Origin of the sequence: Nocardia sp. MDA0666, from assembly GCF_003023875.1 — a bacterium.
GTDB lineage: Bacteria > Actinomycetota > Actinomycetes > Mycobacteriales > Mycobacteriaceae > Nocardia > Nocardia aobensis.
Genome location: NZ_PYHT01000022.1, coordinates 92,135 through 118,799 on the forward strand (window position 1 = coordinate 92,135; position 26,665 = coordinate 118,799).

22 protein-coding genes and 4 tRNA genes are annotated in these 26,665 nt (G+C 65.4%); 11 read left to right on the forward strand and 15 right to left on the reverse strand.

Annotated features, from left to right (window positions below; translation table 11 throughout):
* Positions 1 to 41: 41 nt before the first annotated feature.
* Positions 42 to 848 (forward strand): tyrosine-protein phosphatase, encoded by an 807-nt coding sequence (locus C8258_RS25545; protein ID WP_106957349.1) that lies wholly within the window; start codon positions 42 to 44, stop codon positions 846 to 848.
* 49 nt (positions 849 to 897) lie between these two features.
* Here C8258_RS25545 and C8258_RS25550 read toward each other — a convergent pair whose 3' ends face one another.
* Positions 898 to 1,437 (reverse strand): GNAT family N-acetyltransferase, encoded by a 540-nt coding sequence (locus C8258_RS25550; RefSeq protein WP_106957350.1) that lies wholly within the window; start codon positions 1,435 to 1,437, stop codon positions 898 to 900.
* Entirely contained in the window at positions 1,434 to 2,672 is a 1,239-nt protein-coding gene (locus C8258_RS25555) for an MFS transporter (RefSeq protein WP_106957351.1), read from the reverse strand. Before C8258_RS25555 ends, C8258_RS25550 begins: the two co-directional genes overlap by 4 nt.
* Before the next feature lie 268 nt (positions 2,673 to 2,940).
* Between C8258_RS25555 and C8258_RS25560 the strand changes: the two genes are divergently transcribed.
* Positions 2,941 to 3,882: a hypothetical protein gene (locus C8258_RS25560; protein WP_146161328.1), complete on the forward strand. Its 942-nt coding sequence runs from the start codon at positions 2,941 to 2,943 to the stop codon at positions 3,880 to 3,882.
* Positions 3,883 to 3,888: 6 nt separating this feature from the next.
* On the opposite strand, the gene C8258_RS25565 is transcribed toward C8258_RS25560, so the two are convergent.
* From C8258_RS25565 to C8258_RS25575, 3 genes are all read right to left on the reverse strand, one after another.
* Entirely contained in the window at positions 3,889 to 5,103 is a 1,215-nt protein-coding gene (locus C8258_RS25565; RefSeq protein ID WP_233225332.1) for a hypothetical protein, read from the reverse strand.
* 140 nt (positions 5,104 to 5,243) lie between these two features.
* Positions 5,244 to 6,662 (reverse strand): MFS transporter, encoded by a 1,419-nt coding sequence (locus C8258_RS25570; RefSeq protein ID WP_199195849.1) that lies wholly within the window; start codon positions 6,660 to 6,662, stop codon positions 5,244 to 5,246.
* Between the two features lie 51 nt (positions 6,663 to 6,713).
* The gene (locus C8258_RS25575) at positions 6,714 to 6,962 is read right to left on the reverse strand and encodes a hypothetical protein (RefSeq protein ID WP_146161329.1); all 249 of its coding nucleotides are present in this window, start codon (positions 6,960 to 6,962) and stop codon (positions 6,714 to 6,716) included.
* A gap of 120 nt (positions 6,963 to 7,082) precedes the next feature.
* Between C8258_RS25575 and C8258_RS25580 the strand changes: the two genes are divergently transcribed.
* Positions 7,083 to 7,850: a helix-turn-helix transcriptional regulator gene (locus C8258_RS25580; RefSeq protein WP_106957354.1), complete on the forward strand. Its 768-nt coding sequence runs from the start codon at positions 7,083 to 7,085 to the stop codon at positions 7,848 to 7,850.
* Between the two features lie 11 nt (positions 7,851 to 7,861).
* Here the strand turns inward: C8258_RS25580 and C8258_RS25585 are convergent, their stop codons facing one another.
* From C8258_RS25585 to C8258_RS25600, 4 genes are all read right to left on the reverse strand, one after another.
* Positions 7,862 to 8,320 carry an SRPBCC family protein gene (locus C8258_RS25585; RefSeq protein ID WP_036502976.1) on the reverse strand — a complete coding sequence of 153 codons (459 nt, stop codon included), beginning with the start codon at positions 8,318 to 8,320 and terminating at the stop codon, positions 7,862 to 7,864.
* 126 nt (positions 8,321 to 8,446) lie between these two features.
* Positions 8,447 to 8,521, reverse strand: a tRNA-Val gene (locus tag C8258_RS25590).
* A 17-nt stretch (positions 8,522 to 8,538) separates the two neighbouring features.
* Positions 8,539 to 8,609, reverse strand: a tRNA-Cys gene (locus C8258_RS25595).
* 23 nt (positions 8,610 to 8,632) lie between these two features.
* Positions 8,633 to 8,705 (reverse strand) — tRNA-Gly (locus tag C8258_RS25600).
* A 624-nt stretch (positions 8,706 to 9,329) separates the two neighbouring features.
* Here C8258_RS25600 and C8258_RS25605 point away from each other — a divergent pair.
* Positions 9,330 to 9,404, forward strand: a tRNA-Val gene (locus C8258_RS25605).
* Here C8258_RS25605 and C8258_RS33710 read toward each other — a convergent pair.
* On the reverse strand, positions 9,361 to 11,046 hold the full coding sequence (locus C8258_RS33710) for a recombinase family protein (protein WP_369974818.1): 1,686 nt from the start codon (positions 11,044 to 11,046) through the stop codon (positions 9,361 to 9,363). The genes C8258_RS25605 and C8258_RS33710 overlap by 44 nt on opposite strands.
* Before the next feature lie 714 nt (positions 11,047 to 11,760).
* Here C8258_RS33710 and C8258_RS25620 point away from each other — a divergent pair.
* Complete coding sequence (locus C8258_RS25620) at positions 11,761 to 12,597, forward strand: alpha/beta hydrolase (protein WP_233225334.1); 837 nt, start codon at positions 11,761 to 11,763, stop codon at positions 12,595 to 12,597.
* Here the strand turns inward: C8258_RS25620 and C8258_RS25625 are convergent.
* Positions 12,586 to 14,025: an XRE family transcriptional regulator gene (locus tag C8258_RS25625; protein WP_199195850.1), complete on the reverse strand. Its 1,440-nt coding sequence runs from the start codon at positions 14,023 to 14,025 to the stop codon at positions 12,586 to 12,588. The two genes, C8258_RS25620 and C8258_RS25625, sit on opposite strands and share 12 nt — an antisense overlap.
* 189 nt (positions 14,026 to 14,214) lie before the next feature.
* On the opposite strand from C8258_RS25625, the gene C8258_RS25630 reads away from it, so the two are divergent.
* From C8258_RS25630 to C8258_RS25640, 3 genes are read left to right on the forward strand one after another with little or no spacing between them, the layout of a single operon-like run.
* Positions 14,215 to 14,898: a hypothetical protein gene (locus tag C8258_RS25630; protein ID WP_106957356.1), complete on the forward strand. Its 684-nt coding sequence runs from the start codon at positions 14,215 to 14,217 to the stop codon at positions 14,896 to 14,898.
* Positions 14,895 to 16,040, forward strand: coding sequence for a radical SAM protein (locus tag C8258_RS25635; RefSeq protein WP_106957357.1), 1,146 nt, complete (start codon positions 14,895 to 14,897; stop codon positions 16,038 to 16,040). Before C8258_RS25630 ends, C8258_RS25635 begins: the two co-directional genes overlap by 4 nt.
* Before the next feature lie 4 nt (positions 16,041 to 16,044).
* On the forward strand, positions 16,045 to 16,689 hold the full coding sequence (locus C8258_RS25640; RefSeq protein ID WP_106957358.1) for a hypothetical protein: 645 nt from the start codon (positions 16,045 to 16,047) through the stop codon (positions 16,687 to 16,689).
* A gap of 58 nt (positions 16,690 to 16,747) precedes the next feature.
* On the opposite strand, the gene C8258_RS25645 is transcribed toward C8258_RS25640, so the two are convergent.
* The gene (locus C8258_RS25645) at positions 16,748 to 17,677 is read right to left on the reverse strand and encodes a carbohydrate kinase family protein (RefSeq protein ID WP_199195852.1); all 930 of its coding nucleotides are present in this window, start codon (positions 17,675 to 17,677) and stop codon (positions 16,748 to 16,750) included.
* Between the two features lie 2 nt (positions 17,678 to 17,679).
* The gene (locus C8258_RS25650) at positions 17,680 to 18,147 is read right to left on the reverse strand and encodes an NUDIX domain-containing protein (RefSeq protein WP_106957359.1); all 468 of its coding nucleotides are present in this window, start codon (positions 18,145 to 18,147) and stop codon (positions 17,680 to 17,682) included.
* A gap of 480 nt (positions 18,148 to 18,627) precedes the next feature.
* On the opposite strand from C8258_RS25650, the gene C8258_RS33525 reads away from it, so the two are divergent.
* A complete protein-coding gene (locus C8258_RS33525; RefSeq protein WP_255420456.1) occupies positions 18,628 to 18,750 on the forward strand; it encodes a hypothetical protein in 123 nt (40 codons plus the stop codon).
* 70 nt (positions 18,751 to 18,820) lie between these two features.
* On the opposite strand, the gene C8258_RS25660 is transcribed toward C8258_RS33525, so the two are convergent.
* Positions 18,821 to 19,696, reverse strand: a complete 876-nt coding sequence (locus C8258_RS25660) for a glycosyltransferase family 2 protein (RefSeq protein ID WP_106957375.1) — start codon at positions 19,694 to 19,696, stop codon at positions 18,821 to 18,823.
* 239 nt (positions 19,697 to 19,935) lie between these two features.
* Here C8258_RS25660 and C8258_RS25665 point away from each other — a divergent pair, with 239 nt between their 5' ends.
* Positions 19,936 to 21,222 carry a hypothetical protein gene (locus C8258_RS25665; protein WP_146161330.1) on the forward strand — a complete coding sequence of 429 codons (1,287 nt, stop codon included), beginning with the start codon at positions 19,936 to 19,938 and terminating at the stop codon, positions 21,220 to 21,222.
* Entirely contained in the window at positions 21,219 to 22,337 is a 1,119-nt protein-coding gene (locus C8258_RS25670) for a DUF4041 domain-containing protein (protein WP_106957361.1), read from the forward strand. Before C8258_RS25665 ends, C8258_RS25670 begins: the two co-directional genes overlap by 4 nt.
* Before the next feature lie 37 nt (positions 22,338 to 22,374).
* On the opposite strand, the gene mobF is transcribed toward C8258_RS25670, so the two are convergent.
* The gene (gene mobF / locus C8258_RS25675; RefSeq protein ID WP_158271312.1) at positions 22,375 to 26,484 is read right to left on the reverse strand and encodes a MobF family relaxase; all 4,110 of its coding nucleotides are present in this window, start codon (positions 26,482 to 26,484) and stop codon (positions 22,375 to 22,377) included.
* Positions 26,485 to 26,665 lie beyond the last annotated feature (181 nt).

A 26,665-nucleotide genomic window follows, 5' to 3' on the forward strand; every position in this document is an offset into this window, starting at 1 on the left:
ATCATGGACGACTGTCCAGTTTCCCTCTGAACGGAGCTGACATGGCCCATCGTTCGATTCGCCTCGCCGCCACCGTCGCCGCCGGTGCCCTGATCGCGACCGGTCCGGCGCTGGGTGTCGCGGTCGCCGCCGACCCGCCCGCGGCCCCCTCGCCGGTCTCGATGAACACCGAGGATCGGTCACTGCGTCTGGCGCGTGTGCAGAACGCCCGCGATATCGGCGGATACCGCACCACCGACGGCCACGTCGTCCGGACCGGCCTGGTGTTCCGTACCGCCGACCTGAGCAAACTGTCCGACGCGGATTCCGCCGCGCTGTCCGCTCGTGGGCTGCGGGTCGTCGACGATCTGCGCACGAGCTACGAGCGCGCGCTGGGACCGGACCGGGTGCCGGTGGGGGCGACGCTGAACATCCGCGATGTGATCGGCCAGGCGCCGCCGCAGGTCATGGCGTCGACGCTGAGCGCCGGCAGCGACCTGTACCGCGCGTTCATCACGGCTCCCGGTGCGAGCGAGGCGTTCGCCGGAGTCCTGCACGACATCGCCGGCGGCGACGGGGCGGTGCTGTTCCACTGCTCGGCCGGTAAGGATCGCACCGGCTGGACCGCGGCCGTGCTGCTGACCATCCTCGGCGTGGACCGCGGCACGGTGAACTACGACTTCCTGCTGTCGAACTACTACCGCGACGCCGCCGCGGGCGACACGATCAACGGGGTCGTGCAGTCGGCGCTGGATTCCGCCTTCGATCAGGTGGATCGCAGCTACGGCAGTTTCGACAACTACGTGCACGACGGATTGAAGCTGACCGGCGGCGATATCGCGACCTTGAAGGCGAAGCTGCTGTCCTGACCGGAGATTTCGGCACGCGGGGTGGAATCCGGTTGCGGGACAGCCGGATTCACAACTCCCGTTGCATCACGAAGTCGTGGCACACCTGGTCGCCGACGGTGAAGGTCTTGGCGCCGATTCGCTGGAAACCGTGCTTGGCGTAGAAGCGCTGAGCTCGCTCGTTGCGTTGATTCACACCCAGCCAGATCACCGGATATCCGCCGCGGCGGGCGTAATCCACCGCCGCGTTCATCAGGGCGGTCGAGACGCCACTGCCGTGGTGTCCGGGCATCACGTACATCTTGCTGATCTCGAGCGCGGGGCGTGCTTCGATGAGGGTGGCGACGGCGGAATCGACCGGTTCACCGGAGATCAGCATGGTGTAGCCCACGATGTCGCCGCCGAGGACGGCCTTGAGCACGATCCGCTGCGGATCGCTCAGATAGTCGCCGAAGCGCTCGCCGGACAGCACCTCGGCGATGAAGGTGTCGATGCTCTCCTCGGTCAGCTCCGGCGGGCAGGCCAGGGGAAATGTCGCGGTGGCGACATCGCTCAATTCCTCGGCGTCCCAGAGTCCGGCGCGGTCGACGACGACTTCCTGCTCGGTCATGGGTCCAGTACAACATGTCCGGTGCGCGTCGCCGACAGGTCGCCGGGCGCCGGACGCGGCCGGAAGAAGCGCGCGGTGGCGATGAGGACCAGCGCGAACAGCAGCGGGATCACGAACCCGATCCGCAGGCTCGACGCGGCGGCGACCGCGCCGACCACGCCGCCGCCGATCAACGTGCCCGCGTAGTTGAACAGGTTGAGCCGGGCGATCACCGCGTCCAGTCCGCGGCCTCCCGTGAGTCGCCCGGCCTCGCTGAAGCACAGTGGCGCGATCACCGGCAGGCCGAGGCCGGCGATGAGAAATCCGACGAGTGCCGTGGCCGGTCCGGGCGCGGCCACCACGAGCGTCAGTCCGAGCACGCCGATACCGGCGGCCACCCGCACCACCACCCGTGCGCCGTAGCGGCGCACCCACCAGTCGCCGCTGAGCCGGGTGAGCAGCGAGGCGCCTTGGTAGGCGGCCAGTGCCAGGGCCGCCGTCGCCGACGAGGACAGCAGATCGTCGGTGAGGTAGAGCGCCGACCAGTTGCCCACCGCCAGATCGATCGCGAACACCAGCGCCATCGCGATTCCGAGGGCGAGATAAGCCCGCAGGGCAACGGCCGCGACGGGTTCGGGGGTACGGCCCGAATCGGTGGGCTGGGCCTCGGCCTGGGCGGCGCCGAGCAGTCGCGGCCCGAACACCAGACTCGCCACCGCGACCACTGCGGCGGCGACGGTGACCGCATAGGGCAGCGTGATTCCCACCTTCTGGCAGCCGGAGACGAACAGGGCGCCCAGAATCGACCCGGCACTCCACGCGGCGTAGAACGACGACAGCACGAATCGCCCGTACCCGTGCTGGATGAAGATCGCTTGCATATTCGTGCCCGCGTCGACCATGCCCACCGCGACCCCGTAGCAGCCGAGCGCGATCAGATCGACCACGAGATTCGGGGCGACCGCGATCGCGAGCCCGCTCACCGCTATCAGCGTCAGCCCGGCCCGCAGCGCCACCCGGCTCGACCAGCGCACCGCCACCCGCTCGGCGAGCAGGCTGCCGCCGGCGGCCAGGCCGGAGATCATCACGACCGCGACCAGGATGACGGTGTCGGTGAGCCCGAGCCGATCCCGCTGTTGCGGCAGTTCGGTGAGAACAACCGCGAGGAAGAAGCCTTGGAGCGCGAATGCCACCGAATTGGCGGTGCGGGCGGCCCGCAGCGTGGTCGATACAGGAATGTATCCGCGGTCGAACATCTGCGCAGCCTAATGGGTGAGTGCCCGGAGGCGGTAGCGGAGAGATCGGGCCCCGGGGCTGCCGACGGACGTTCCGGCTTCGCAACGTCGCTATTACGCCGCTGTCCGAGGGCGGGCGATTCCGCAGTTCACCGGACTCGATGATCACGTCGGGCTCCCGGTTGGATAACGAAACCGGTCACGGGGACGTGTAGCCCCCTGGCCGGTGCGGCACTCTGGATACAGCGGACCGCACGGGCCGCTGGTGCACGGGTAGGGGAGTGGTCGCGTGAGTACGACAGAACGGGCCGACACGAGGCAGCAGACGACGACGCTGACTCCCCTGGAGCCGGTGAAACTGCCTGTGGTGGAGCCGAATCCGCGCGGACATCAGGCGGGTGACCGGTGTCGCGAACCCGGATGTGGCGACTGTCACTGGGATGTGCAGCGGCTCAAGTACTGGTTGCGCGGCAGGCTGCTGGCGGCGGGCGCCGACGATGCCGAGGTGGACAAACCGCTGGGTGCGCAGACACCGGGTCTGCTGTGGCGGCGTGGGAACCGGTTGTGCGCTATCGAGGTGCGCAGCGCGCCGGTCTCGATCGAGGAGGCGCGAAAACGCACGGCCCGGTTGAAGGCGGTGGGTTGTGACGAGGTGTTGTGGCTGTGCCCGACCGGATACTGGATCGGGCAGATACCGGCGCTGGGCGTGGACGATTTCGCCGCCGCCGGCTGTGAGTACCGGGCATTGTCGGGTGGGCTGGTCGTCGATTCCGACGGTATCCTCAGCCCCAGGCAAACCCCCTGGGGAATAAGGGAATTCATCGATGGTTGGGTCGCGGGCACGTTGGCCTGCGGGTATCTGGACGAGGACACGAGAGGGTGGGCGACGGTGAGCGATTGGGAGGCCCACACCCACGCACAGGCGATGATGATCGCGCAGCAGCGGCAGGAACTGCTCGACCAGCGCACTGAATTGGCCTTGGCGCGCAGGGCGACTCGCGACAAAGCCAAACAGATGCACAAGATGATGCACCGGCTCGAACGCGCCGAAATCGTCGCCGGGGAGTTGGATGCGGTCAAACGCCGGCTGTCGGATCGCGACCGGCTGGAGGCCGGTCTGCGGGTGCGGATCGCGCGTCAGCGCGAGGCGGTGCTGCACTGGCAGCTGATGACCTGTTTCGCGATGCTGGTGATCGTGACGTTCATCGTTGCGGGATTCATGTTGAAGTAGGGCTGGTCAGGTCGCGCTCAGCCGGAACGGGGCGCGATCCCAGCGCCAGCCGTGGCGTAGGACGAGCGCGATCAGGTCCACCGGTTCCAGGCCGGTCTCGTCGGCCAGGCCGCGGAACTCGGCCCAGTGCACGGCGCCGGTGGCGATCCGGTTGCGGAGGATGTTCTCCGAGCGAGGGGGCACGGTGTGCCGCAACAGATCCGGCTCCCCGAGCCGGCTGCCGGTGAACACCAGCCAACCCCAGCCGCGGGCGTGCGCGTGCGCACGGGCCGCCGCGAGCCGCACCCGGTTGGCGTGTAAACCCAACTGCCCCAACGCGACCACATCGATCAGCAGCACCCGTCCGTCGGTCAGTCGCGTGCCGACGGTGGGGCAGTAGGAGTCCGCGACATCATCGACGGCGAAGTCGACGGCCACGGGCCGCTCGGTGTAGCTGTCGACCTGTTCGCCGTCGTCGAGCATGCGCAGCAGCCGGGCCTGCAGCGCGGTGTCGAATGTGGTTTCGCGGCCGAGCTTCTCGGCGAACATGTGGCCGCGGGCGTCGTCGTCGGCATCGACCGTCGTGATGGGCAGCTCGGGCAGGTCGTCGGGATCGCCACTCGGCCAATCCACGCGCCGCAGCAACGGAAGCAGTTGCCCGGCAGCCGGTTCGGCCGCACGGGGGCGATCGAGATGCCACCGGCTGCGCTGCTGCCATCCCGCGATGCGCTGATAGACGAAACCCGCGACCCGTTTGGCGTCGATCAGCGAATGTCCGGCCAGCCGCAGCTTCAGATACGCGAGATCCTGAGCGGCGATATCGCAATCTCCGACGTAGGTTTCGATGAGCAGCGTGCGCGTCAGCCGCTGATCGCCCCAGCCGACCGGATACTGTCCGGCGAACACGGCGGGGTCGGGGTAGCCGGTGGCCTGTACTCGCCGCAGCAGCTGCCCCGCCGCTCGCGTGTAGAGCTGCCGCACCCGGTCGCGGGAGAGTTCGAAGCGGGCGCCCAGCAGCGTCAAGGTCTCCGGTCGCGCACCGTCGAGCCCGAGCCGGCGGGTGAGCAGCTCGCCGTCGCGGGGTCGTTCCTCGGCCTGCGCCGCCACCATGTCCGCCAGCGTGTCGGCCATCTGTTCGGAGGTGAAGGAGATGCCGTCGCGCAGGTCGTCGAGCAGCCCGGCCTGTATCTCCTCGATCCGGTTGGTCGTCACCGCATGCCTTTCGCTGTCTCGCACGTCCATTCGAAAGCCTATGCCCTCGTGCGGGTTCCGGGCGCTCGGGCGCGGGCGTGTCGATGTGGTGACCGAATTCGGTGGCGGGCCGCTCGGGTGACGCAGCGGCGGGCCGCTCCGGTCACTCAGCGGCGGGCCGCTCTGGTCACTCAGCGGCGAGCCGGTTCGGTGAGGCGGGTGTTGCGATCCGCTTCGGCCGCTCGCGGCCCGCCGGCTTCGATGGCGAACACGGTGATCAGCAGCGCCACCACCCACGCGAGCGCCGATCCGATCGCCAGCGTGTGGATGGCGCCGACGAAGCCCGGCCCGGTGGGCGATCCGGCCACCGCACCGAATATCGCGACCCCGCACGCGGTTCCGACCTGCCGGGCGGTATTGGACACGCCCGTCGCCAGTCCGGACCGGTCCGCCGGTGTGGCGCGTACCGTCGCCGCGACCACCGATGTCGTGATGAGGCCGGACCCGCAACCGAGCACGGTGAAACTCAGCAGCAGCCCGCCGCTTCCACCGCGGCCGTCGAGTATCAGCAGCATCGCCGAACCGCAGGCCGCGAGGGCGCAGCCGATCGCGATCGCCGGGCGCGGACCGTACCGGGCGGTCAACCGCCCCGATACCGGTGCCAGCAGCACCAGCGGCAGGGCCAGCGGTAGCACGCTGACGCCGGCGGCGACGGGGGAGTGCCCCAGCGTGTCCTGCAGATACAGCATGCCGATGAACAGGATGCCGTTGAAGATCAGATTCATCATCAGGGCGACGACATTGGGAGCGAGAAATTCCTTGTGCCGCAACAGGTCCACCGGCAGGAACGGATGCGTTCCGCGCCGCGCCGCGCCATACGCGCCCGCCAGAGCGCCCACCGCAACCGCCGCCGCGGTGCCGGTGACCGCGGTCCCCGCGTGGTGGCCCGCGGAGATGATGGCGAACACCAGCGCGCTCAGGCCGAGGACGAACCCGGCCGGCCCCGGCACATCGATACGCCCGCCACGCCGTGCTGGTGCGGCCGGTACCACGGCCCGCGCCGCGACGGTCGCCGCGATCGTCAGCGGCACCGCGATCCAGAACACCGGCCGCCACCCGAAGCGGTCCACGAGTATTCCGCCGAGCAACGGCCCCGCCGGCAACGCCAGCGACGAGACCGCCGCCCACGTGCCCAACGCCTTCGCCTGTCGGGCTCGATCCGGGAAGACGTCCACGATGACGGCCATGGTGCTGGGCAACAGCAGCGCCCCGCCCACGCCTTGGACGACCCGCGCCGCGATCAGCACCCCGATCGCCGGAGCCAGTGCACACGCCAGCGACGCCAGCCCGAAGACCGCGAATCCGGCCAGCAGCATCCGGCGATGACCGATCCGGTCGCCGGCGGTCCCCGCCGCCAGCAGCAGTCCCGCGATCGCGATCACATATCCGTCCACCACCCATTGCAGCGAGGCGACGTCCGTATGCAGACCACGCCCGATCGCAGGCAGGGCCACATTCACGATGGTCACGTCCAGCAACACCAGAAACATCCCGGCGCACATCACCGTGAGGATGACGGCCGGGTTGCGCACCTGTGCAGTCGAAGTCATATCCGCAGTGTGGGTGCGGAACCCTTCGGTCGGGGCCGAAGTATCGGCGGGTCAGTTCCGGCCGCGGAACCACCTGCGGCGCCGGCGACTACGGCGATAGACCACGGCGGTGACCTGCGGGCCCAGGGAGTCGGTGACGTAGAAGTATTCGCCGCCGAGGTCGGCGGCGGCATAGGCGATCTCGTCGATGGAGCCGTGGATGTCGCCGGCGCCGAACCGGCTCAAAGTCATCTCGACCGCTCCGACCCGGTCGAATCCCTCGGTCGGCGCCGCATCGAGTTCCTCGGCACGCGCACGCACCACCCCAATGTCGGCCGAACCGGGACCATAGTCAAGGTTGGGAGGCGGGTTCCGGCGTGGCCACGGGCGGACGGCGACAATTCGGTGCGGACCGAAGTGTTGTCACGGCAGACTCGAGTCATGACCGATCGCCGACCTCTCTACGGGTATGCCGATATCGCTGCTGTCGGCGCGCTGCTGGCCGACGCCACCCGGGCCCGCATGATGATCGGCCTGGCGGACGGGCGCGCGCTGCCCGCGTCGGTACTGGCCGCGGAATCCGGCGTCGCGGCGTCCACGGCCAGTGAGCACCTGGCCCGGTTGGTGGAGGGCGGGCTGCTCACCGTCGAGCGATCCGGTCGGCACCGGTACTACCGCATCGCGAATTCCCGGGTCGGCGCCGCGATCGAAGCGCTGGCCGTGCTGGCGCCGACGCGGCCCGTGCGCTCCCTGCGGGAATCCACCCGCGCGGCAGCGCTGCGCCGGGCCCGCAGCTGCTATGACCACCTGGCCGGGCAACTGGGTGTCGCGGTCACCGAGGCCCTGCTCGACCGGCAGGCTTTGACCCGGACCGATGGTGTCGCGGGAACCGCACGCGCACAGGGAGATCCGATTTCGGCGCCGATGACCGACCACCCGTACCGCCTGGGCCCGAATGCCGAACCCCTGTTCGCCGAGCTGGGCGTGGATCTGGACGCCGCGCGTGGCCGGCGCCGCCCGCTGCTGCGTTTCTGCGTCGACTGGAGCGAGCAACGCCATCATCTGAGCGGCGCGCTCGGCGCCGCGGTCCTGACCCGCATGGAAACCGCGGGCTGGGTGGAACGCCCCGGCGCCCGCCGCACGCTGCGGTTGACCGACAACGGAGCGCGGGTGCTGGACCGGGTGCTGGGTGTCGAACTCGCCCGCTAGCCGGGCCGGTTTCAGCCGTGCTCGACCGCGATCTTCATCCGGTTGAGCGTGGTGGCCATGTCGTTGTGGTTGCGCCGTCCGCGCGCCCACCCGAGCGCCGTCCAGTACAGCCGCAACGGCGCGATCGCCGCCAATTCGAACGATTCGGTGACATCGGTGCCACCGTCGCGCGGTTCGAGCCGGTAACTCCACCTGTTGATACTCATCCCCCCGGGCCCGAGGACGGTGAAGGCGAATTCGCGTTCGGGCTCACACACCTCGACCCGGCAGGTGGTCCAGTACACCGGCCCTATCTGGTTGCGCCGCACATGCCCCCGGAACTTCGCCCCCACCGCGGGACCCGTTGCCCCGCCGACCCATTCGGCCTCGAACGTCTCCGGACTGAACTCGCCGATCCGGGTGACATCGCTGACCAGCGCCCACACCTGCGCCGGCGACGCGGCCATGTGAACGGTTACCGAATCGCGCACGACATCTCTCCTTGCCGCTCGGCTGGTTGTTCGACCGTATCCCAGTCGACGGGACAGCGGACGCGTTCGTCCCTGGTCCGGATACAAGAAAGCCCCGGTCGAAACCGGGGCTGACCTGTTCTTCGTTGGTGCGCGATACTGGGATTGAACCAGTGACCTCTTCCGTGTCAGGGAAGCGCTCTCCCGCTGAGCTAATCGCGCGTGGTTCGCCTACTAAGAGGCGGCGACGGGAATCGAACCCGTGTGCACGGCTTTGCAGGCCGTTGCCTCACCACTCGGCCACACCGCCAACCAAGGCCGGGTTGGCCTTCGAGCGGATGACGGGATTCGAACCCGCGACCCTCACCTTGGCAAGGTGATGCGCTACCAACTGCGCTACATCCGCATGCTGCGTCTCCGGGGCTTTTCGGCCCCTTCCGGCTGCGAGAGAGAACATTAGCCCACAACCCGCGCGCTCAACAAATCGCCTGGTAGATCGGGGTAAAAGTGAATAACACGGGTGTGTTTTCCGGGGTGCGAGTTGCGCCCCATCGGGTGACACCGGTGTGGTGACCTAAGCCGCGTGTCCTTCCGGCGTCGCCGACCCCCGCCCCGAACGGGCATCCGTTCGGGGCGGCGACTGCGGCCGCGGAGCCCAGTGGGCGCCTGCAGCGCGCTGCGGTTGACTGCGGAGCGCGGGTACTGGACCGGGTGCCGGGTGTCGAGCTCGCCGGCTAGCCCGGACCGGCGACGGGTAGTCCGGTCGGCCTTCTCTCTGCGACGCAGGCAACCGCAACTGCAACTCCGTCGGACGCGGCCCCGCCCGATGTCTCGCGATGCTTCACGTCGATACCGGGCGCCGACCGCGCGACGATCCGGCTCACACGAGACCTTCTGCGCCCGTTCACGTTCCGTCCATCGCCGGCCGGCTGAAACATCCAGGTCAGGCCCCGATTTGGTGTGACCCCAGGGATGCGTGTTAAGGTTCCTTCTCGTTCGGAACGGCACTCCAGCCGCCCCGAAATATCCCGGTCCCATAGCTCAGCGGGAGAGCGCTCGCCTCACACGCGAGAGGTCGCTGGTTCGAAACCAGCTGGGACCACCAGAACCTCTTTATTCGAAACAGTGACCGCCCGCAGGTGTGCATCGCGGCGGCTGGTCCTGGGTTTATCCGCTGCCAGATTTGGGTGGTTTCGGGCTGCCGAGTGAAGGTCAGCGAACATGACGGTCTTGTCGTCGGTGATTCGTAGGGCAGTGGCGTCTTCCAGGTCGTCGATGTAGAAGCACTCGAAGAAGGTCTCGTTCAGCAGTCGCCGTACGTCTGGGCCTGCGTCCAGATACAGGCTGTACGGGTCGGCGATGAGGTCGAGGGCGTGACGTAGAACCGTCGTTCCGACGCTGAGTTCTTCAGAAGTGTTGGTGAGCGCTGCTTCGATGCGGTTGCGCTGGGCTTTGATCTCGATGAGTTTCATGCGCACCTTGGCTTGAGGCATCGAGCCATCAGCGAGCAGATCGACCAACCGGTTTTCGCTTTGGTCGAGTTCCTTCATTTGGCGGTTCAGGTTGGCATGCAACTCTCGGGTGGTGTTCTGCTCGTCGGAGACGACCTGTTCGAGCAGGCGTCGCGTCGTGGCGGCGAAGTCGGTCGGCAGCTGCAGGGTGCGGTAGTGGTCGAGGATCGCGTCTTCGACGGTCTCGGCTGGCAGGTGGGGGAGGTCGCAGAGGCCTTGTTTGCTCCTGCGGCAGACGAAGTAGGCGTACCGCACTCGGTTGCGGCCGGTGGAGACGTTGTAGACCAACCTGGCGGTGGTGTCTTCGTCTCGGCAGCGTGCGCAGAAGAGCCACCCTTTCAGGTAGTGGGCGTGTATGCGGTCCCGGGTACCGTTGCCGCTGCGTTTGCGCAACACGTTCTGCACACGTTCGAAGAGTTCGTGGTCGATCAGTGGCTCATGCCGGCCGGGATAGATCTGGCCCTTCCAGGTGACGTAGCCGACGTAGTAGGGATCGCGCAGCATGTTGTGGAGGGTCGCCGCGGAGACGGGCCGCGGGTTCGGGCGGGCGCCGGTGGGGCGGGATGTGAGGCCCATGTCGGCCATTGCTGCTTCGAGGTCCTCGATCGAGTAATCGCCGGTCGCGTAGAGCTCCCATGCCCGAACGACCAGTGATGCGCGTTCTTCATCGGTCTTGATGGTGTTGACCTGGCGGCCCTCGACGGTGATCCGTGCGTTGACGTAGCCGAGTTTTGCCCGGCTGCAGGTGCCGCCGTTCATGGCCTTGTTCAGCATCTTGGTGCTGATGTCCTGGCCTGACAACCGATTCTGGGTGTCGTTGAAGATGTCGGTGATGGCGGCCATCATGTCGCCGTAGATGCCGTCGCCGAAGTCTTCCTTGGCCGAAATCAGCTTTACGCCGAGCAGGTCGAGTTGGCGTTTGGTGATAGCGGCGTCGATGTAATTGCGGAAGGCGCGGGAGCGCATGTAGACGATGACGTACTTGATCTGCGGGTTCTGCTGAAGGTAGGTGAGCATCCGCTGGAACGCGGGCCGCTTCTCGATCGACTGGGCCGAGACTCCTGGCTCGACGAATTCCTGGACGATCTGGGCGGGCAGTGTCTGGGCTCGTTGTTCGACGATCGTGCGTTGGGTGGCAATGGAATTGCCGTCGGGGTCGATGTCGATGGCAGTGTTCAGCTGCTTCTTGTCCGAGACGCGCAGGTAGGCGACAGCGAGCGCGACGGTGCCGTTCAACGGGTTTCCTCCTCGATGGTTTTCGACTCTTTCGCCAGCTCGATGACGACTCGGCTGAGCCTGCGAAGATCCGGCGGATCGCGCCGATCGCTCTCGACGACAAGGTGATGCTCACGTCGCTCGCCGATAGGTCTGCCGCCGCCGCTAGGCATCGGACATTCCTGAGACGAGACGGAGGGCCGAACTGCGTGCGGTTCGAGCCTGGCTGCGGGTATGAAGATTCTCGGCTCTGCATCGAATTACAAGAACCGAATATTCGCTAGAAGATAGCTGCTGAAGTGCTCTGCCGGTGAGAAACCAGCGTGGCTGAAGCAGCCGGCGTGGAGGGCGACGCTGTACCGCCTGGTCGAAGCCGAGTCCCTCGGTCATGCTGCCCGCATCGGACGGAACCACGGTCGCCGCGGAAGTGAGAATCGGTGGCCAAATGTAGGCAGCCGCAGGGGACAGCTTCCGAATCCGACTAGTGCGCTCGGCGTGCCGGGCGTGCAGCTGTGTTCGGAATTGTCGGCGCAACTACCTTGGCGGAAATTCCGGAGTCGCAACATGGTCGAGGCCTCGATTCGGTTCCTATCGAGTCCCTCGCGCTACGCCAGATATGTTCGAGGCTTCCATCCGCGTCGCCAAAGGGGAAGGGGTATATCGAATCTTGCTCTGTTTCTTCGGAGGATCTCAGGCGGTACTGCAGGGATGGCGAGGCTCTGGTTGACTGGTTTCGTGGCACTGACGAGCACCACCATCAAGGTCCGTAGTCTCGACGGCCTGCACCTGGCGGCCACCCTCGTCGCCCCCGACCACACGGCTGGGCGTGCGGTCGTGATGGTGCACGGCGGCGGTGTCACACGGGACGAGGGCGGATTCTTCACTCGCCTCGCTGCCGGCCTCGCAGAAGCCGGGGTGACGTCGCTACGGTTCGATCTCCGTGGCCACGGCGAAAGCCAAGGACGACAGGAAGAGCTGACCCTTGCAACCATTCTCAACGACATCAGGGTGAATCTTGCCTACCTGCGCGACGTTGTGGGCGCGAGAGAGGTTGGTCTATTGGGTGCCAGCTTCGGTGGCGGAGTCTGCGCCTACTACGCGGCGAAGCGGCCAGAGGATATCGATCGGCTGGTGCTGCTGAATCCGCAGTTCGACTACAAGTGGCGCACGATCGACAGCCGTGATTACTGGACGAACGACGTCATCAGCGATGAACGAGCTGCAGAGCTGAACGAGACTGGCGCCGTTCAATTCACGCCGACCCTGAAGCACGGTAGGCCGCTGCTGAACGAAGTCTTCTGGCTCAAGCCCAACGAAGTGCTGGGCGAAATCACGATGCCGACTTTGATCGTCCACGGAAACGCCGACACCCTGGTGCCGATCAGCGGCTCCCGCGAGGCCGTCTCCAAATTCACTGCGCCCGTCGAGTTGATCGAGATCGAAGGATCGCAACACGGGTTCGCGGTTCATGATGATCCGCAGTACCTGAACCCGAAGAGTCGGGAATACCAAGCCGAGGTCATCGATGTCGTTACGCGTTGGTTCACAACAGGTTCCGCATCACGGCAGTAACAGTTCGCGAAGTTGTCGAACCTGAGGGCGGTGTCTCCACGGGTCGAGCGTGCGTACGACATCGACGATGACATTCATTGTTCGCTCCGAGTGCGTTTCGCGTGCCACAGCAACCGATTGCGCGGCCACTGTCGCGGCTTCGTCGGGCTCGCCGGAGAGTGCCAGGGCCTTAGCTCGGCGAGCGCCGAAGAATCCGACATCGCGCCGGGATAGGGAGCTATTCAAAAGCACGTGGCCGAAGAGTTGGCTCGCAGTTTGTGGTCTGCCGGCTTCGGTGTAGCAGCAAGCCGAGCGTACGAGGAGTGTGTCCTGGTTGAAGTAGCTGACGAGTTCGTGGGCTCGCCGATCGCCTGCACCGCTCAGCAGTTCCTGGGCTTGGTCGAGATTGATTTGCACGACTTTGGCTGGCTCGCCGGTCATTGCCAACCCCAGGGCCTCTTGCTGCACTACTTCTGCCTGGACGTATGCCGGCAGCTGCCATGGGCCTTCTTTTGCCGCTTGCGCGAGCGTCAGAAGCGTTGCAGTGTCACGGATTTCATATGCCATCTGGGATTTCTTGAGCAGTATGTAGCCCTGCATGGGCAAGTTTCCCGCGGCCTGCGCCCACTCCATCGCGCGGTCGTAAAGCAGCTGCGCGGTCAACGGGTCGTGGAGGTCGCGGTACAGCCAGCCGGCGAATTCGGCTCCGTCTGCGCCGACCGCCAGGAGTCGTCGGCGGATGTCCGAGGGAACGTCTTTACCGTGCCGCTGGACAGCGCCGATCACACCGAGCACCAACGGCAGGGCGGCTGCCGGCCCCAGAGCGCCGTCGTCACGCTTGCAGCGCTCGAGCTGGGCACGAAAGAAGTCGACGATGGACCCGTCGAAGTAGCGGCGTGCGTCTTCGAGAGCTCGGCCGACGCGCTCGAGTTCGTCGGCATGCCTCGAAGGAGGAGCACTCGCACCATTCGACGCCAGCCATCGAGCCAGGCCGACAGTGTCATGGCTTGCAGCAGTGCATGTTTCGGATGCATCGCTGGCATCGATATCGTCGATCTGCGGCACCTTGAACCACAGGAGCCCGCTCGGTATCCCGAGGCACTGCGACCAGCGGATCAATTTGGAAAGCTGTTCCGGTGCGTCGCCCTTTTCGATCCGGCTGAGCTGGGCCTGCGTGAGTCCGAGCCATCCGGCGACCAATTCCTGCGGCAGTTGCCGACCGTGGTACGGATGCGTCCTGTAGGCGAAGATCACTCGGCCCATGTGCCAGGTGCCCAGGGCATCGCGTATCTGATCTGTCTGCCAAAACCCGCGTGGCACGGCAGGTGGCTGGTGTAGCTCGTCGCGGGCAATAAGTTCGCAAGCGCCACAGAGCGTCTGCACGTTGTAGCTGTTGAGCCTGCCGCCGCATCGAGCGCAGTAGCGCCGTTGGTCAGATCCCCGATTCATGGCTACTCCGGATTGTTCTGGGTGCCGTGACCCCACCCGTTTGCCCTGGTCGCGCGACTGTAACAGGGCCAACACCTACCCGCCATACGTTCGGCGCATGCCGCGTATACCCCAGTGGTGTGGTCATCTCGTGCGGCGCAGCCAACTCTTGAGTCGTCTTTGAAACTGGCCGCCAGGAGAGGGGTTGGCGTGACGTTATCCCTGGTAGTTCCGCTCTTCGGCCCACCGGCTGCGGGTAAAACCACGCTGACATTACAGCTGGGACGATCGCCCGGACGCCGAGTATTTCGCCTTCGAGAACACGTGCCACAGCAGGTGCTGGCCGCCACCGCGTCGGATAGTCGGCGTCTCGGTTGGATCGATGGGGCTACGGTGGCGGAGGCACTCGACGATTATTTCGCTGCGGTGGATGCGGATCCGGATGTTCACACGGTGTTGCTGGACAACTTCCCCGGCTCCGGCACTCAGGTGCGGCAATTGCTGGCCACGCTGTGGATGTTGGAACAGCCTCCGCATATCGAGCCGATCGAGGTGCTGGCAGATGTTCGGACCCTTCGGCAGCGGGCGCGTAGCCGGAAGGTGTGTCACCGGTGTGAGCGCGATCCGATCCACGATCCGCGATTACCCGCAGTCCCCAGTGGCGAAGACCCGTGGCGGTGCGGCCGCTGTGGTGGTCTCCTGCATCCGCGGAGGGGCGACTCGCCGGGGCTCTTCAGATCGCGCCTGCAGCGCTACGAGCAGGCAGCTGAGGGCATCCGCGCCGGCTTTACGGCCTCGGGCATCGCTGTCACCGAGTGCGAGACAACGAACACCATCCATGGGGCAGCCGATCTGATTGCTCCCCTGCTTATTTCACGGAGCCGAGTGTCATGACAAGCACAGATCTGCCCATGCCGTCACTGCGGACGAGCCTCGACGGTTACGGCCACGCTCGGATGCCGCGGGGCGGACATGTTCCCCAATCGCAGAAGATCGATCGGGTGGCCTATGGACGTTTCCGGAACGTCTACCTCTACATCACCGAGGCGTGCCAGTTACGTTGCGAGCACTGCTATATGGGTGATCGGCTGGATCGGGCGCTGAAGATGCCGCTGCCCAGAATCGTCGACACGCTCACCACATGGCGCCGGCTCGGCGGGAGCAAACTGACCGTTCTCGGTGGAGAGCCGACGCTGCACCCGCATTACTGCGAGGTGATCCGGCTCAGTCGCCAACTCGGCTACGAGCACGTCATCACCACGACCAACGCGCAGAAACCGGCGCTTCGGCGCTTTCGTCAGCTGGCTCCGGATGACTTCGCCTATGTGCAGGTCAGCCTGGATGGTGGCAGCCGGGAGACCCACGATGCGGTGCGGGGCGAGGGCACTTTCGATGAGGCGATGGAGACCACGCGGGAGCTGTGCGAGCGGGGCTTCGACGCCCGGATCATCTGTACCGTCAACAAAGCCAATGAGCGAGATGTCTTGCAGCTGTTGGACATCGCTGACGTGCTGGGCGTCAGCCTGGTGAAGTTCCACGTGTTTTCCACAATAGGCACCGGGCACGGCAACTCGGAGCTAGCGATGTCGCCACCGGAATGGGTCGACTTCTGCGACAGCCTCAATGTGATTGCCCCGCAGTACAACACGCGCGTCTGGTACCAGCCGACGTATGCCCGACGGGATCAGATGCAGCGGTACGCCGACGAAGGCTACCAGGGCTGCATCGGTCGGACATTGGATCGAATTTCGATCTTCCCGGACGGCCGGTGCTACGTCTGTTCGTACCTGTTCGACACCGATCTCTACTTCGCTCGAATGGTGAACGGTCGAGTCGAGCTCAATTCCGGGGCGAACGAATTCGATCTGTTCACAGGCGTGCTCGCCGACAGTTCCTGTGAGGGCTGCAAAGTCAGCGGCTGTATGGGCGGCTGTCCTGCGGAAAAGGTGGTTATGGGCCAGTCGTCGTGCGCGGCTTACGAAGACATCGTGCCGGTGTGCCGACTGTGGAAATCCAGCGCCAAGCCCGAGGAGTAGACCGATGGACCGCGTGATCGCAGAACTGTGTGGGATCGACTGGAACGACATCGACGAAGTGGAGCGGGCATGCCGCGCCGCGCTGGACGAGCTGGCGGGACAGCCCAGCCTGCTGAGGGACCGGCTGCTCGATCTGCCGAATCGGCCTGAGCTGATGCAGCTGTGCGAGCACTACGACATCCTGGACAAAATCGTGCTGGCCAGCGCCGACGATCCCGGGGTGCGGGTGCGGCTGCACGTGTTTCTGCCGGGCTATTTCGACCGGCCGCACAACCACCGCTGGAGCTACGCCAGCAAGATCCTGCGCGGACATTACCGGCACTATCTGTTCGGCAACGCCGAGTTGGACGAGCAGGTGGAACCGAGAAAGCTGCCGGTGCTGCACGTCCGCGAGGAGCCGGTAGGCACCATCTACGCGCTGCACCACTCGATGGTACATGCGGTGGTCGCTGAGCCGTTCACCGTCAGTTTGGTGGTGCGCGGGCCCGCGGTAAAAGACAAATTCCTGGTCATGGACCGGCACACCGACCAAGCGTGGTGGCAGTTCGGCGCCAAGGACGAACCCGAGGAACAGGCCAAGGCGAAGCAGATGAGCCGAACGCGGTTCGCAGAGGTGAGCGGATGGCTCAGAGAGTGGAATCTGATCTAGTCGCGGGCAGATGCCGCCACCCCGCGACCGCAGCAAGGACCGCCCGCTTCATCGGCGGCTAGGAATCTTCCGATGCGGGTGGTTCGGTTCGGTCGATGACCGCCAGCAACTCCGTGAGGCTCGGCAGTGGTGCGCTGTGGTGTCGTGCACATCGCAGCGCCCCACTGGCACATCCCAGTCTGAGGCTGTGCAGCATCGACCACCCTTCTCGCAGACCGTAGAGCAACCCGGCTGAGAAGGCCGCCCGCGCGCAGTGTGTATGCCGCACGTTCACCGGAAACGACGGCACGGCAAGTTCGTTCGATCGGCTGACAGCGACGGCACCGAACGCACCGGCTGTAACGACTGCCCACTTTCCGCTGGTTCTCTCGAGTAACGCCGTCGCGACCGCGACGGCTTCGAGATGGTCCGAGTCGTCGACGTTGGTCTGCACCAGGAGCCGCGGATAGCCGGCAATGGCCGCGGCGGTGGGCTCGGCAAGAGATGAGCCACCGAGGTTCAGCAATATAGGAATTCCGGCTCTCCGAGCGGCGGCGATCGCGCGCAGGACTGCACCCTCGATTATTTCGTAGCTGTCCACGTACAGGAACGAGGCAGCCGTGACCGGCGTGAGGTCGATCCGATCGAGGCTGGCTACGACGTTGGGCAGATGCGCGAACCACGTCCGCGTGTGAGCGTCGTCGGCGGCCACCACGATCCGAGGTGTCGTTGCGTACGGTCTCGTGGTCACTGGTATTACGTCGCGCTGGGCCAACCATCGCCGCAGGAAGCGGCCGTGCTCGTCATCGCCGATGTCATTGGCTAGGAGGCGGACTGGCGCTCCCATGCCGGCCAGCGCCGCCGCTACCATCGGTCCGTCCGCTGCGATGGACCATTCGGTGGTGCTGATAGCCGTGCCGTAGTTGACGCGCGGAAACCGCGGCACTGTCCACAGTTCCGCGAGCGCCACATAACTCACGCATACGACCGGGCCGGACGGATCGCGCACCGCTACCAACCGTAGGTCGAAAACGAACGTCTGCTGGCGATATGGCCCATGGCCACTCGGCAGTAGTCGATCATGTGCTCGGGCAGCTCGTTTGCTGAGAACCATTGCAGCTCAGCGCATTTATCTGGCTCCATGTTCTCCGGCTGCCGCTCCCATGACCGGACCGAGAAGAAGAATGCCATCCGGCCACCGGATGATGAGTTGTGCATGACGTGGACGAAGTGGACGTCCTCGGCCTTGACGGTGATCCCGACTTCTTCCTGTGCCTCACGGATCAGCGCTTCGATCACCGATTCGTCTGCTTCGAGGTGCCCGGAGGGCAGGTGCCAGGCGCCATCCTCGAAGCCGGTGTTCGTGCGGCGGCCGAACAGGATTTCGTTGTTGCGGCACAGCACCAGGTGAACGTCCCCGGTGACCTTGTGCCGGTGGAAGCCTGAGCCGTGTGCGGGCCGGGCGACTACGTCTGTCATGAATTGGCTTTCCTATTCATGCTCGGTGAGCTGGGCCTTCGTGCGGAATGACTGCTGTGCGCACGCAGCCTAATGCGGGCGGTGGCGACGGAATATGCGCCGAACGCATAACCGCCCGGATGGGCGCGGCATAGTGGTCGGCCGTTGCCGATTCCAAGCTTTCTCCAGGTTCACACCACCCGAATCGCAAGGGAGGCAGGCACGATGGGACGGCGGATTCGGCATATTCGCATCGAATCTGGCGCGTTGACGCTGGATTACCAGGCATCCGCGGAGCAGGCGCAGAGCGTCGCCTGCAACCTCGCTCAGGGATCCGCCGGTGTCGTCGTCACAGTCGATGACTACGTGACCGCAGACCTCCCAGTACTGCCATGCGCGCGATTGTGGGACTGAACCATGTCGATGTCAGAACCGCTGCGCTACAGGACCTTTGTCCATGCCGACGGAAGGCTGGCAGAGTTCATGTGCCAGGTGCACTTGATGGAGTTGACCGTCGAGCGCGCCCGGGAGCTTCGGCATATCCACCGCTTCCACCACCCGGACGAATGCCTCGTGCACTCCGAGGCGGCCTACCTGTTGCTGTTGGACGACGATGATCTGTAGGCGCCACCGCAGGTTGGGATAGGAACCGCATGTAGCAAAGCCGTGTCGGCTCGGACGAGCAGCCGTTCGTCTAGCGGCCCTTTACTCGCTGCAGCAGCGCGGTCCGCGCCACCGCCGCGGTCCCACGCACGACAAGCCCAGCCGCGACCAGCGGTGCGAACACGATCCAAGGCGAACCCTGGTGGTAGTCGCAGTAGAACCGCAGGGCGCTGCGGTGGTGGGAGCGGACCTTGCGGAACGGTGCGGACCGCATGCTGCCGCCTTCGAGGTGGCGGATTTCGACCCTCGGGTCGAGCACGACTCGCCACCCGACGCGGTGCATATCGAGGGCCATCTTGGTTTCCTCGAAGTAGAGGAAGTAGCGGTCGTCGAACCCACCTACTGCTTCGAAGGCTTCGCGGCGAAACAGCATGCAGCATCCCGAAATCCAGTCCACATCGCTGACTTCGGTGACCGGGGCACAGAAGTAGCGGCGCGTTGCCGGGTTGTTCGGCCAGATACCGCCCAACAGTGCGTGCGCGATACCGACCGCCAGCGACGGGAAACGGCGCCCGCTGGGGTACGGCTCGCCGTCCAGGCGCAGGATGCGGGGGCCGATCATGCCGATCCGGTCATCGGTCTTCGCCGTCTCGATGAGCGCCGCGATCGACCCAGGTGTCAGCTTCGTGTCGGGGTTTGCGACCAGGATCCACTGGCCGCCGGTGGCCGCGGCGCCCTGATTGATCGCTGCTGCCAGCCCGACGTTGCGAGTGTTGCGGATGACTCGGCCACCGAACTCTTCCATGATCTCGGCGCTGCGGTCGGTGGAGACATTGTCGATACCCACGACGTCCACGGTGTAGGGCTCCACTGCCGCGGGCAGGGTCTCGAGGAATCCGGGAAGGTCTTTTGCACTCTGGTAGGTGACCAGGGCCAAGCCGACAGTCTTGTCATCCGAGCTGGGCATGCCGGCGAACATATCAGCCCAGCCATAGACACGCGGACGCTGCAGATCGACGTCGACGACGTCAGCCTTCGGCAACGGCGATGTGTGGCGTCGGAGCCGAGGCCTCGACCCGTTTGAATGGAGGCAGGCGGGGAGGCGCCGATCCACCGGCGAGTCCGCGTAACGTTTTGGGGGTTGCAATCAGATAGCGAGGCAAGAAGTTTCGCGCACCTTGGGAGTGTGCGTCCGGAGCTCGCTAGATGAGAGGCGGATCGACGGTGGGCCGCAGGCGGGGCTTTTTCGCGGAGTTGCAACATCAAGCGAGAGTCGCTGAACAGCGACGGCAGCGGGAGCAGGCCGCGGCGGTGCGCGCGCATAGCCAGGCAGTTCGCGAGGCTGAGCGAGCTCGTCAACGCGAGGAGCGGGCGCGCGTTGCATTGTCGCGGGCGCAGGAGAGCGAGCGGCGTGCAGCCGAAGCAGCGGCGCTGAGGGCTTATCGTGACCGGCGCGTCAGCGAAGCAGAGGCCGCGACGGCCCGTTATGCGGAGATCTACGACCAGATCGACACCATATTGGCTGCAACCCTGGACGTAGACGACTATGTCGATCTCGAGTCGCTTCGTCGCACCGCTGAACACCCCGAGTTCGCCCCTGGGACGTTGGGTACGTCCGTCCCTCATCCGGCGTGGGTGCAGGCGCCACCGGAGCCGCAGTTCACGCCGCCACCCGAACCGGCCGGGTTGGGAAAGCTGTTCGGAAAGAGCAAGTACGAACAGCAGGTCGCGGCTGCGCACCAACAGTGGCAGCAGGCGCATGCTGCGTGGCTGCACCATGTGCAGTTCGACATTCCTGCTCAGAATCAGCGGTTGCAAGCCGAGCATCAAGGCTTGGAAGTCGTGCGTCAAGAGCGGCTCAGCCGGGCTCGCGCGGACTACGAGGAACAGTGCCGACAGCGCGAGGCCGCTATAGCGGAACACAACGCCCGTGTCGACGACCTCATCGCTCGGCTGGCTGCTGACCAGCCGGCTGCCATCGACGAGTATGTCGGGATCGTGCTGTCCAACTCGACGTATCCGGACGAGTTTCCCGTCGACTACGACTACACCTTCGACGGCGAGCTACGGGAACTCACCCTGTCGGTCACTGTGCCCGCGCCCGACTCGATACCCTCGATCAAGCAGGTCAAATACATCGCCGCGTCGGACGAGATCAGAGAGACGCCTCTTTCGCAAAAGGATCAGCGACTGCGTTACAACACGGCGGTGACCTCGGTGGCTCTGCGTACTCTGCACGAAATCTTCGAGGCAGACCGGGCCGAGCGCATCGAGTCCATCTCCATGACCGTAGCAACTGTCGCTACCGATCCGGCGACGGGTCATCCGGCCGAGGTGCCTTTCGTCGCCGCAGCGGTGTCGCGTGAGCAGTTCCTGCACCTAAATCTGGCTGAAGTCGAGCCAGCCGCTGCCCTGACGGGCCTGCGCGCCCTCGTCTCGAAGAATCCGTTCGCGCTGATCCCCATCGCAACGTCCAGCGGAGTCCGGCGATGACCCCCGACCCAGTACGCGACCCGTCTACTGAACTGATCCGCCTCCGGGCGGAGAACGACGATCTGCGAGTTCGCTTGCAACAGAGCGAAGATCAGAGCGATGCTGACTTCGTGGCCGCGGGTTTCTACACGTATCAACACCCGCTCGAAGACTCCACCGCATACAGTGACCGTCTCGCGAAACTTCGTGGCGAGCTCAAAGAAGTGATCCGAAACAAGGCCGCGATCGAGACATCGCCGGGGTTCATCTATGACAACTCCCTTGCCAAGGGGAAGAAGATGACCAGCGACCTGGCCCAGTTGATGCTGCGCGCGTACAACGCGGAAGCCGAGAACTGCGTTCGCTATGTCAAGGCGGGCAACCTTCGGGCAGCGATCACCCGGTTGGAGAAGTCGGCGGCAGCAGTTGCCCGGCTCGGCGCGATGATGGACATGCGTGTCAGTCCCGGCTATCACGATCTGCGCGTCGAAGAACTCACTCTCACCGCCGAGTTCCTGATGAAGAAGCAGGAAGAAAGGGACGCCGCTCGTGAAGAGCGGGAACGACTTCGAGAGGAAGCGCTCGCCCAGAAAGAGTTCGAAGCCGAGCGAGAACGACTCGACAAGCAGCGTCGGCACTATCTGAACGTGCTCGCGGCGCTCGATACGTCAGATCCAAACCGTCAGGACATCGAAGGGAAGCTCGCTGACGTCGATGCAGCCATCGAACGTAACGACTACCGGATCGCAAACATTCGAGCAGGCTACGTCTATGTCATCAGCAACCTCGGAGCCTTCGGCCCTGGAATCGTCAAAATCGGCCTTACTCGTCGCCTCGAACCTATGGACCGCGTGCGCGAACTCGGTGATGCGTCAGTGCCCTTCTGGTTCGATGTCCACGCTCTGTTCTTCTCGGAGGACGCCGTGACGGTCGAGGCAGAACTTCATCGGCGGTTCGCGGACCGCCGGGTCAATCGCATCAATCTCCGGCGAGAGTTCTTTTATGCCACACCGCTCGAGGTCAAAGACCAGCTAGCCGAAATCGCCGGACACCTCATCGAATTCACAGCCGAGCCCGAGGCGGAACAATATCGGCTGAGTGTTTCGATGGGTGCGTCATCTGCCACACGTGCTTGATCAGTCTCGCGGTGCGTGATCGGCACGTCGCTCTTGGTCACAGATCAAGGTCGTATCCGAGCCCGTGATCGGGGCCGGACACATCTAGCCAGAGCGGCGTTTCGAGTCGGTCTGTGCTTGCTGCCACGGCAATGTCGATCGCTGCCTGAATCTTCGCGCCCTGAACGGTCGAAACATCGTCCGGCGGAAAGGCTTCCGGTCGATCCTCTGGTGCCATTCCTGTCGACGGATCAGGGAGTTCAAGGCGGTGCCAGAGGGCTGCGGCGGGCATGTCGTCGGGCAGTGGACGCTGTGCGGCGGCGCTGGTGAGGAGGGTTTCGATGTCGTGGCCGGCGTCGGCGGCGGTGTCGAGGTGTTGGGCGAGTGTGGGCCACCAGGGGTCGGTGGTGACTCGCGTATCGATGCGTTTGGCGAGTGCGGACCAGGCGTGGGCGGCGGTGTGGAGGTCGCCGAGAGTGTCGGTGACACAGGTGTCGAGCCGGTGTTGATGATGGCGTTCGGTGGTGGGGTAGCGGCGTGGTCCGGTGGGGCGTAGGTCGGTGTCGGGGATGTGGTGGGCTGCGCGCCAGACGGCGAGTTCCGCGATGAGGGATGGGTTTTCGAGTAGTGGTTGGGCCCATGGTGGGGCGGTGGCGTGTGTCCATGTTCGGGTCTCGTTGGTGATTTGTTCGGTGAGGGTGGTGATGATGCGGGCGCGTGCGTCGAGGTGTTCGGTGAGCTGGGTGTCGGTGATGTGATGGGGGTGTCGGGGTGTCCAGGGCAGGGGTCCGGGTTGGGTGGAGTGTGTTCCGGTGGTGTCGAGGCGCCAGTCGAGGACGGCGGCGGGGTCGTGGGCGGTGTCGAGTTCTCGTTGGGCGGCCGCGGTGTGGAGGGCTTGGATGGGGTCGTGTCCGGTGAGGGCGAGGGTGGCGAGATGGTGGCGCAGGACCGGGTAGGCGGGTGCGTCGGTGAGTCCGGGGAGGAGGTTTTCGGCGGCGGTGTCGATGTGGTGGAGGGTGTTGGGTCCGAGGGTGTGTTCGATGGCGGTGCCGGTGGCGTCGAGGTAGGTGTCGATGGCGGGGCCGAGTCGTTTGTGGGGGTTGAGGGTGTCGCGGAGGTGATGGTGGGCGCTGGTGTGGGTGGCGTCGCGGGCGAGGATGTGTTGCAGCACTTCAGTGCTGGTGCGGGGGAGGATGGCCGGTTCGGCCCAGTAGGACGGTTCGTTGCCGTCGGTGGTGGTGGGGATGTAGGCGTGGTTGGTGTGGATGCCGCGGGTGAGGGCGACGTAGAGCTGGTTGCGTGATTCGCGGCCGGTGAGCACGGTGTGGCAGGTGTCGGTGGTGATGCCTTGGGCGGAGTCGAGGGTGATCGCGTAGCCGAGGCGGACATGTTGGGCGACGTAGTCGGCGGGCAACAATGTGGTGGCGCCGGTGTTTCCGTTGTTGGTGTGGTGGGTGGCGGTGAGGCTGCCGTCGGGGTGGACGGTGGTGATGGTCCATCGATAGCCGTTGCGGACCCAGTCGCTGTCCCCGAGGGATAGGCGGGGGTTGTTGCGTCGGGTGCAGATGATATCGCCCGCCGAGGCTGCCAGGCCGTCGGCGAGGACCACTTCGGGGCCGGGGTCGTCGGTTGTTCGGGTGAGGCGGTCGGTGCGGGCGCGGGTGTTGAGGTCGGTGACGATGTCGTGGGTGGTGGCGAGCATGAGGGTGTTGCGGCCGTGGTGGTGATCGGCGAACCATGCGGTATAGGCCTTGTCGGCGACCGCGGCGGGGCTTCCGGAGTGGATGCGTTGGTGGTCGAGGTAGAACCCGAGTGCGGCGGGATCGCCGTCGCGCAGCATCAGAGTTGCGCGGGCCTCGGCCGGGGAAGCGAAGCGCACGATCTCTGTAAGGGTGGGTGTGGCTGGGTTGTGTGTGGTGTCGGTGCCGGTGCCGCCGGGTTCGATGGAGGGCAGTTGTTTGTCGTCTCCGAGGCAGCGGATGGTCGCGTCGCGGGTGGTGAGGAATTCGAACAGGCGCAGCCGTTTGTCGTCGCCGAGCTTGACGTGCTCGTCGACGATCACCAGAGCGCGGTGGTCGATCTGCAGCAGCCATTCCGGTAACGGCGGCGGGTATGTGGAGTCGGAAATCGGCTCTGGGGTGGGTGTGTGTTGGTCGAGGATGTGGAGGAGGCGGTCGACGGTTTCGACTCGGATGCCGGTGGATTCGGCGAGGACTGCGGCTGCGGCGGCGGTGGGTGCGAGGCCGAGGACAGTGCCGCCGGAGGCGTGCCAGGCGTTGACGAGCACGCGCATCGCGGTGGTTTTGCCGGTGCCCGCGGGCGCGTTCGCGACCGCGATCCGCGCGGGAGACGTGGCGAAATGCGTGATGAGAGCTGTCTGGCCGGTATTGAGTTGCGCGTGGTTGTGCGCGGGATCGGTGTTGTAGGCGGCGATCGCTGCGGTCACGAGTTGGGGCGGCAGGGTGCGGGCGCCGGGCTGTATGGAGAGGTCGAGGAGGCGTTGTTCGGTGCCGAGTCGACGTGCGGAGGTGTAGGTCTGGCTGCCGGGAACGGTGTAGACGCTGGTGCCGTCGCGCCGTCGGAGGACCTCAGGTGAGTGTTGCAGGACCGGTTCTGCGGTGATGTCCGGGTCGCTGCGGGCGAGGGATCTGGTGGGCGATAAGGCTTCACGGACGACGGCTTCGATCACGTTCGGCCATTGCGTCGGGTGTAGTTGGCCGCGGGTTTGGCGTTCGGCTTCGGCGCGGATGTGGTGGCGCTGCCACACCGAACGTTGCCCGGAAACCACGGCGATGACCTCGTCGGCGGTGCGGGAAATCCACGCCTGGTCGACTGTCGGACGAGTGTCTGTAGGGCGATTGAGCACCGACGAAACGGTGGCCTCGACAGCGTTCGGTCCGCCGAGAAGTGTCGCTGCGTCGTGGTGCCAGTCGTGGCGTTGTTGGGCGTAGGAGCGTGAGAGATGTTTGACGGGGCGGGTTTCGAGGGTGGCGCGCTCGGCCAGGGCGAACAGTTCTTTCGGTGTCGGTTCACGCCCGAGCTGCTGCTGAAACGACACCGCGAGCGAATCGAGCCGGTCGGTGATGGCGGCATCGCGGCGTGACCAGTGGCGGATCAACTCGGATGGGATGCCGACGATTTCGCGAACGGGTCGCTTGTTCGGTGTGGGCGCGGGGCGTTCGGTGAACTGTATGCCGAGGCTGGTTTCGAGGTGGTGTTCGAGGCGAGTGTTGTAGATCTCGCTGACCACGACGAGGTTGCGATAGAAGTGAGTCGCATCCAGGGTCCGCCATTTCCCGTCAAGGGTGCGTACCCGGTTGGCGATGAGCGTGTGGGTATGCAGATCGGGGTCACCGGAGCGTGATTCGCGGTGGTTGAACCGTGTGGCGATGAGGCCTTCGACGTCGACTTGCCGCACCCCGCGAGTGCCGAGGCGGGTGTAGGTGGCGTTGTTTTCCAGCCACGCGACGGCGTCGTCGACGGCGGCGTTGTGGGCGGCCTGGATGGCGTCGGCGATGAGTTTGGGGGCGATGGCCCACAGCGCGGAGACGCTTTTGACGGGGGAGAAGGTGGTGTCGAACCCGGCGACCGCTGCCGATTGCGGCCGTGAGATGCGGGCGACGAACCCGGAGAGTTCGCGATCGTCGAGCGGTGCGCGGTCGTAGTTTTCGACGAACATGGCAGTGGCGACGTCGGTCCGGATCCGAGCGCGAGTGTCTTCGTCGATGGCGGCGTTTGCGCCGAGACCCCGGGAGAGGTTGTGCTCTCGGTACGCCTGGGTGCATCGGATGCGGAAGGTGTTGTCGCCGTGGCGGGCGGGGAAGGCTTTGCCGAGTCGGCTGGCTTGTTTGGCCGCGTGGACAGCGTCTTTGGGTTTGGCGCCTTTCGCGATCGCTTCGGTGACGATCTCGTATTCGATGGCGGTCGCGTTGGGGTGTCGGCCGAGGCCGAACAACGAACGCATTTGGTCCTCGGTGACCTGTTCGCCAGCTGAAATACCGAGGGCGGCAAGGCCGGTGCCGTGCCAGGTGCCTGGGGCTTCGCCGCGGGTGGAGTAGTAGTCGGCCAGGCTGGAGTTGCCGAGGTCGGTGGCGTCGGCGGCGGCTACCTGGCGTTGGTAGTACAGGTAGCTGGTGCCGGCGAGGATTTTGTGCAGCGTCGCTGTCACGTATCCATCAGACACCCAATGGTATTCGGGATGCGAGGGCTGGAAGGGAGGTAGTTTGTATCAATTCCAGTGTTTCCGCAGGTCGTCAGGAAATTCTCAGCCGGAGTGCAAGAGGTCTGCGAGTGGTATGTGGATATGGGGGTGAGTGGATATGGGGGTGAGTGGATATGGGGGTGAGTGG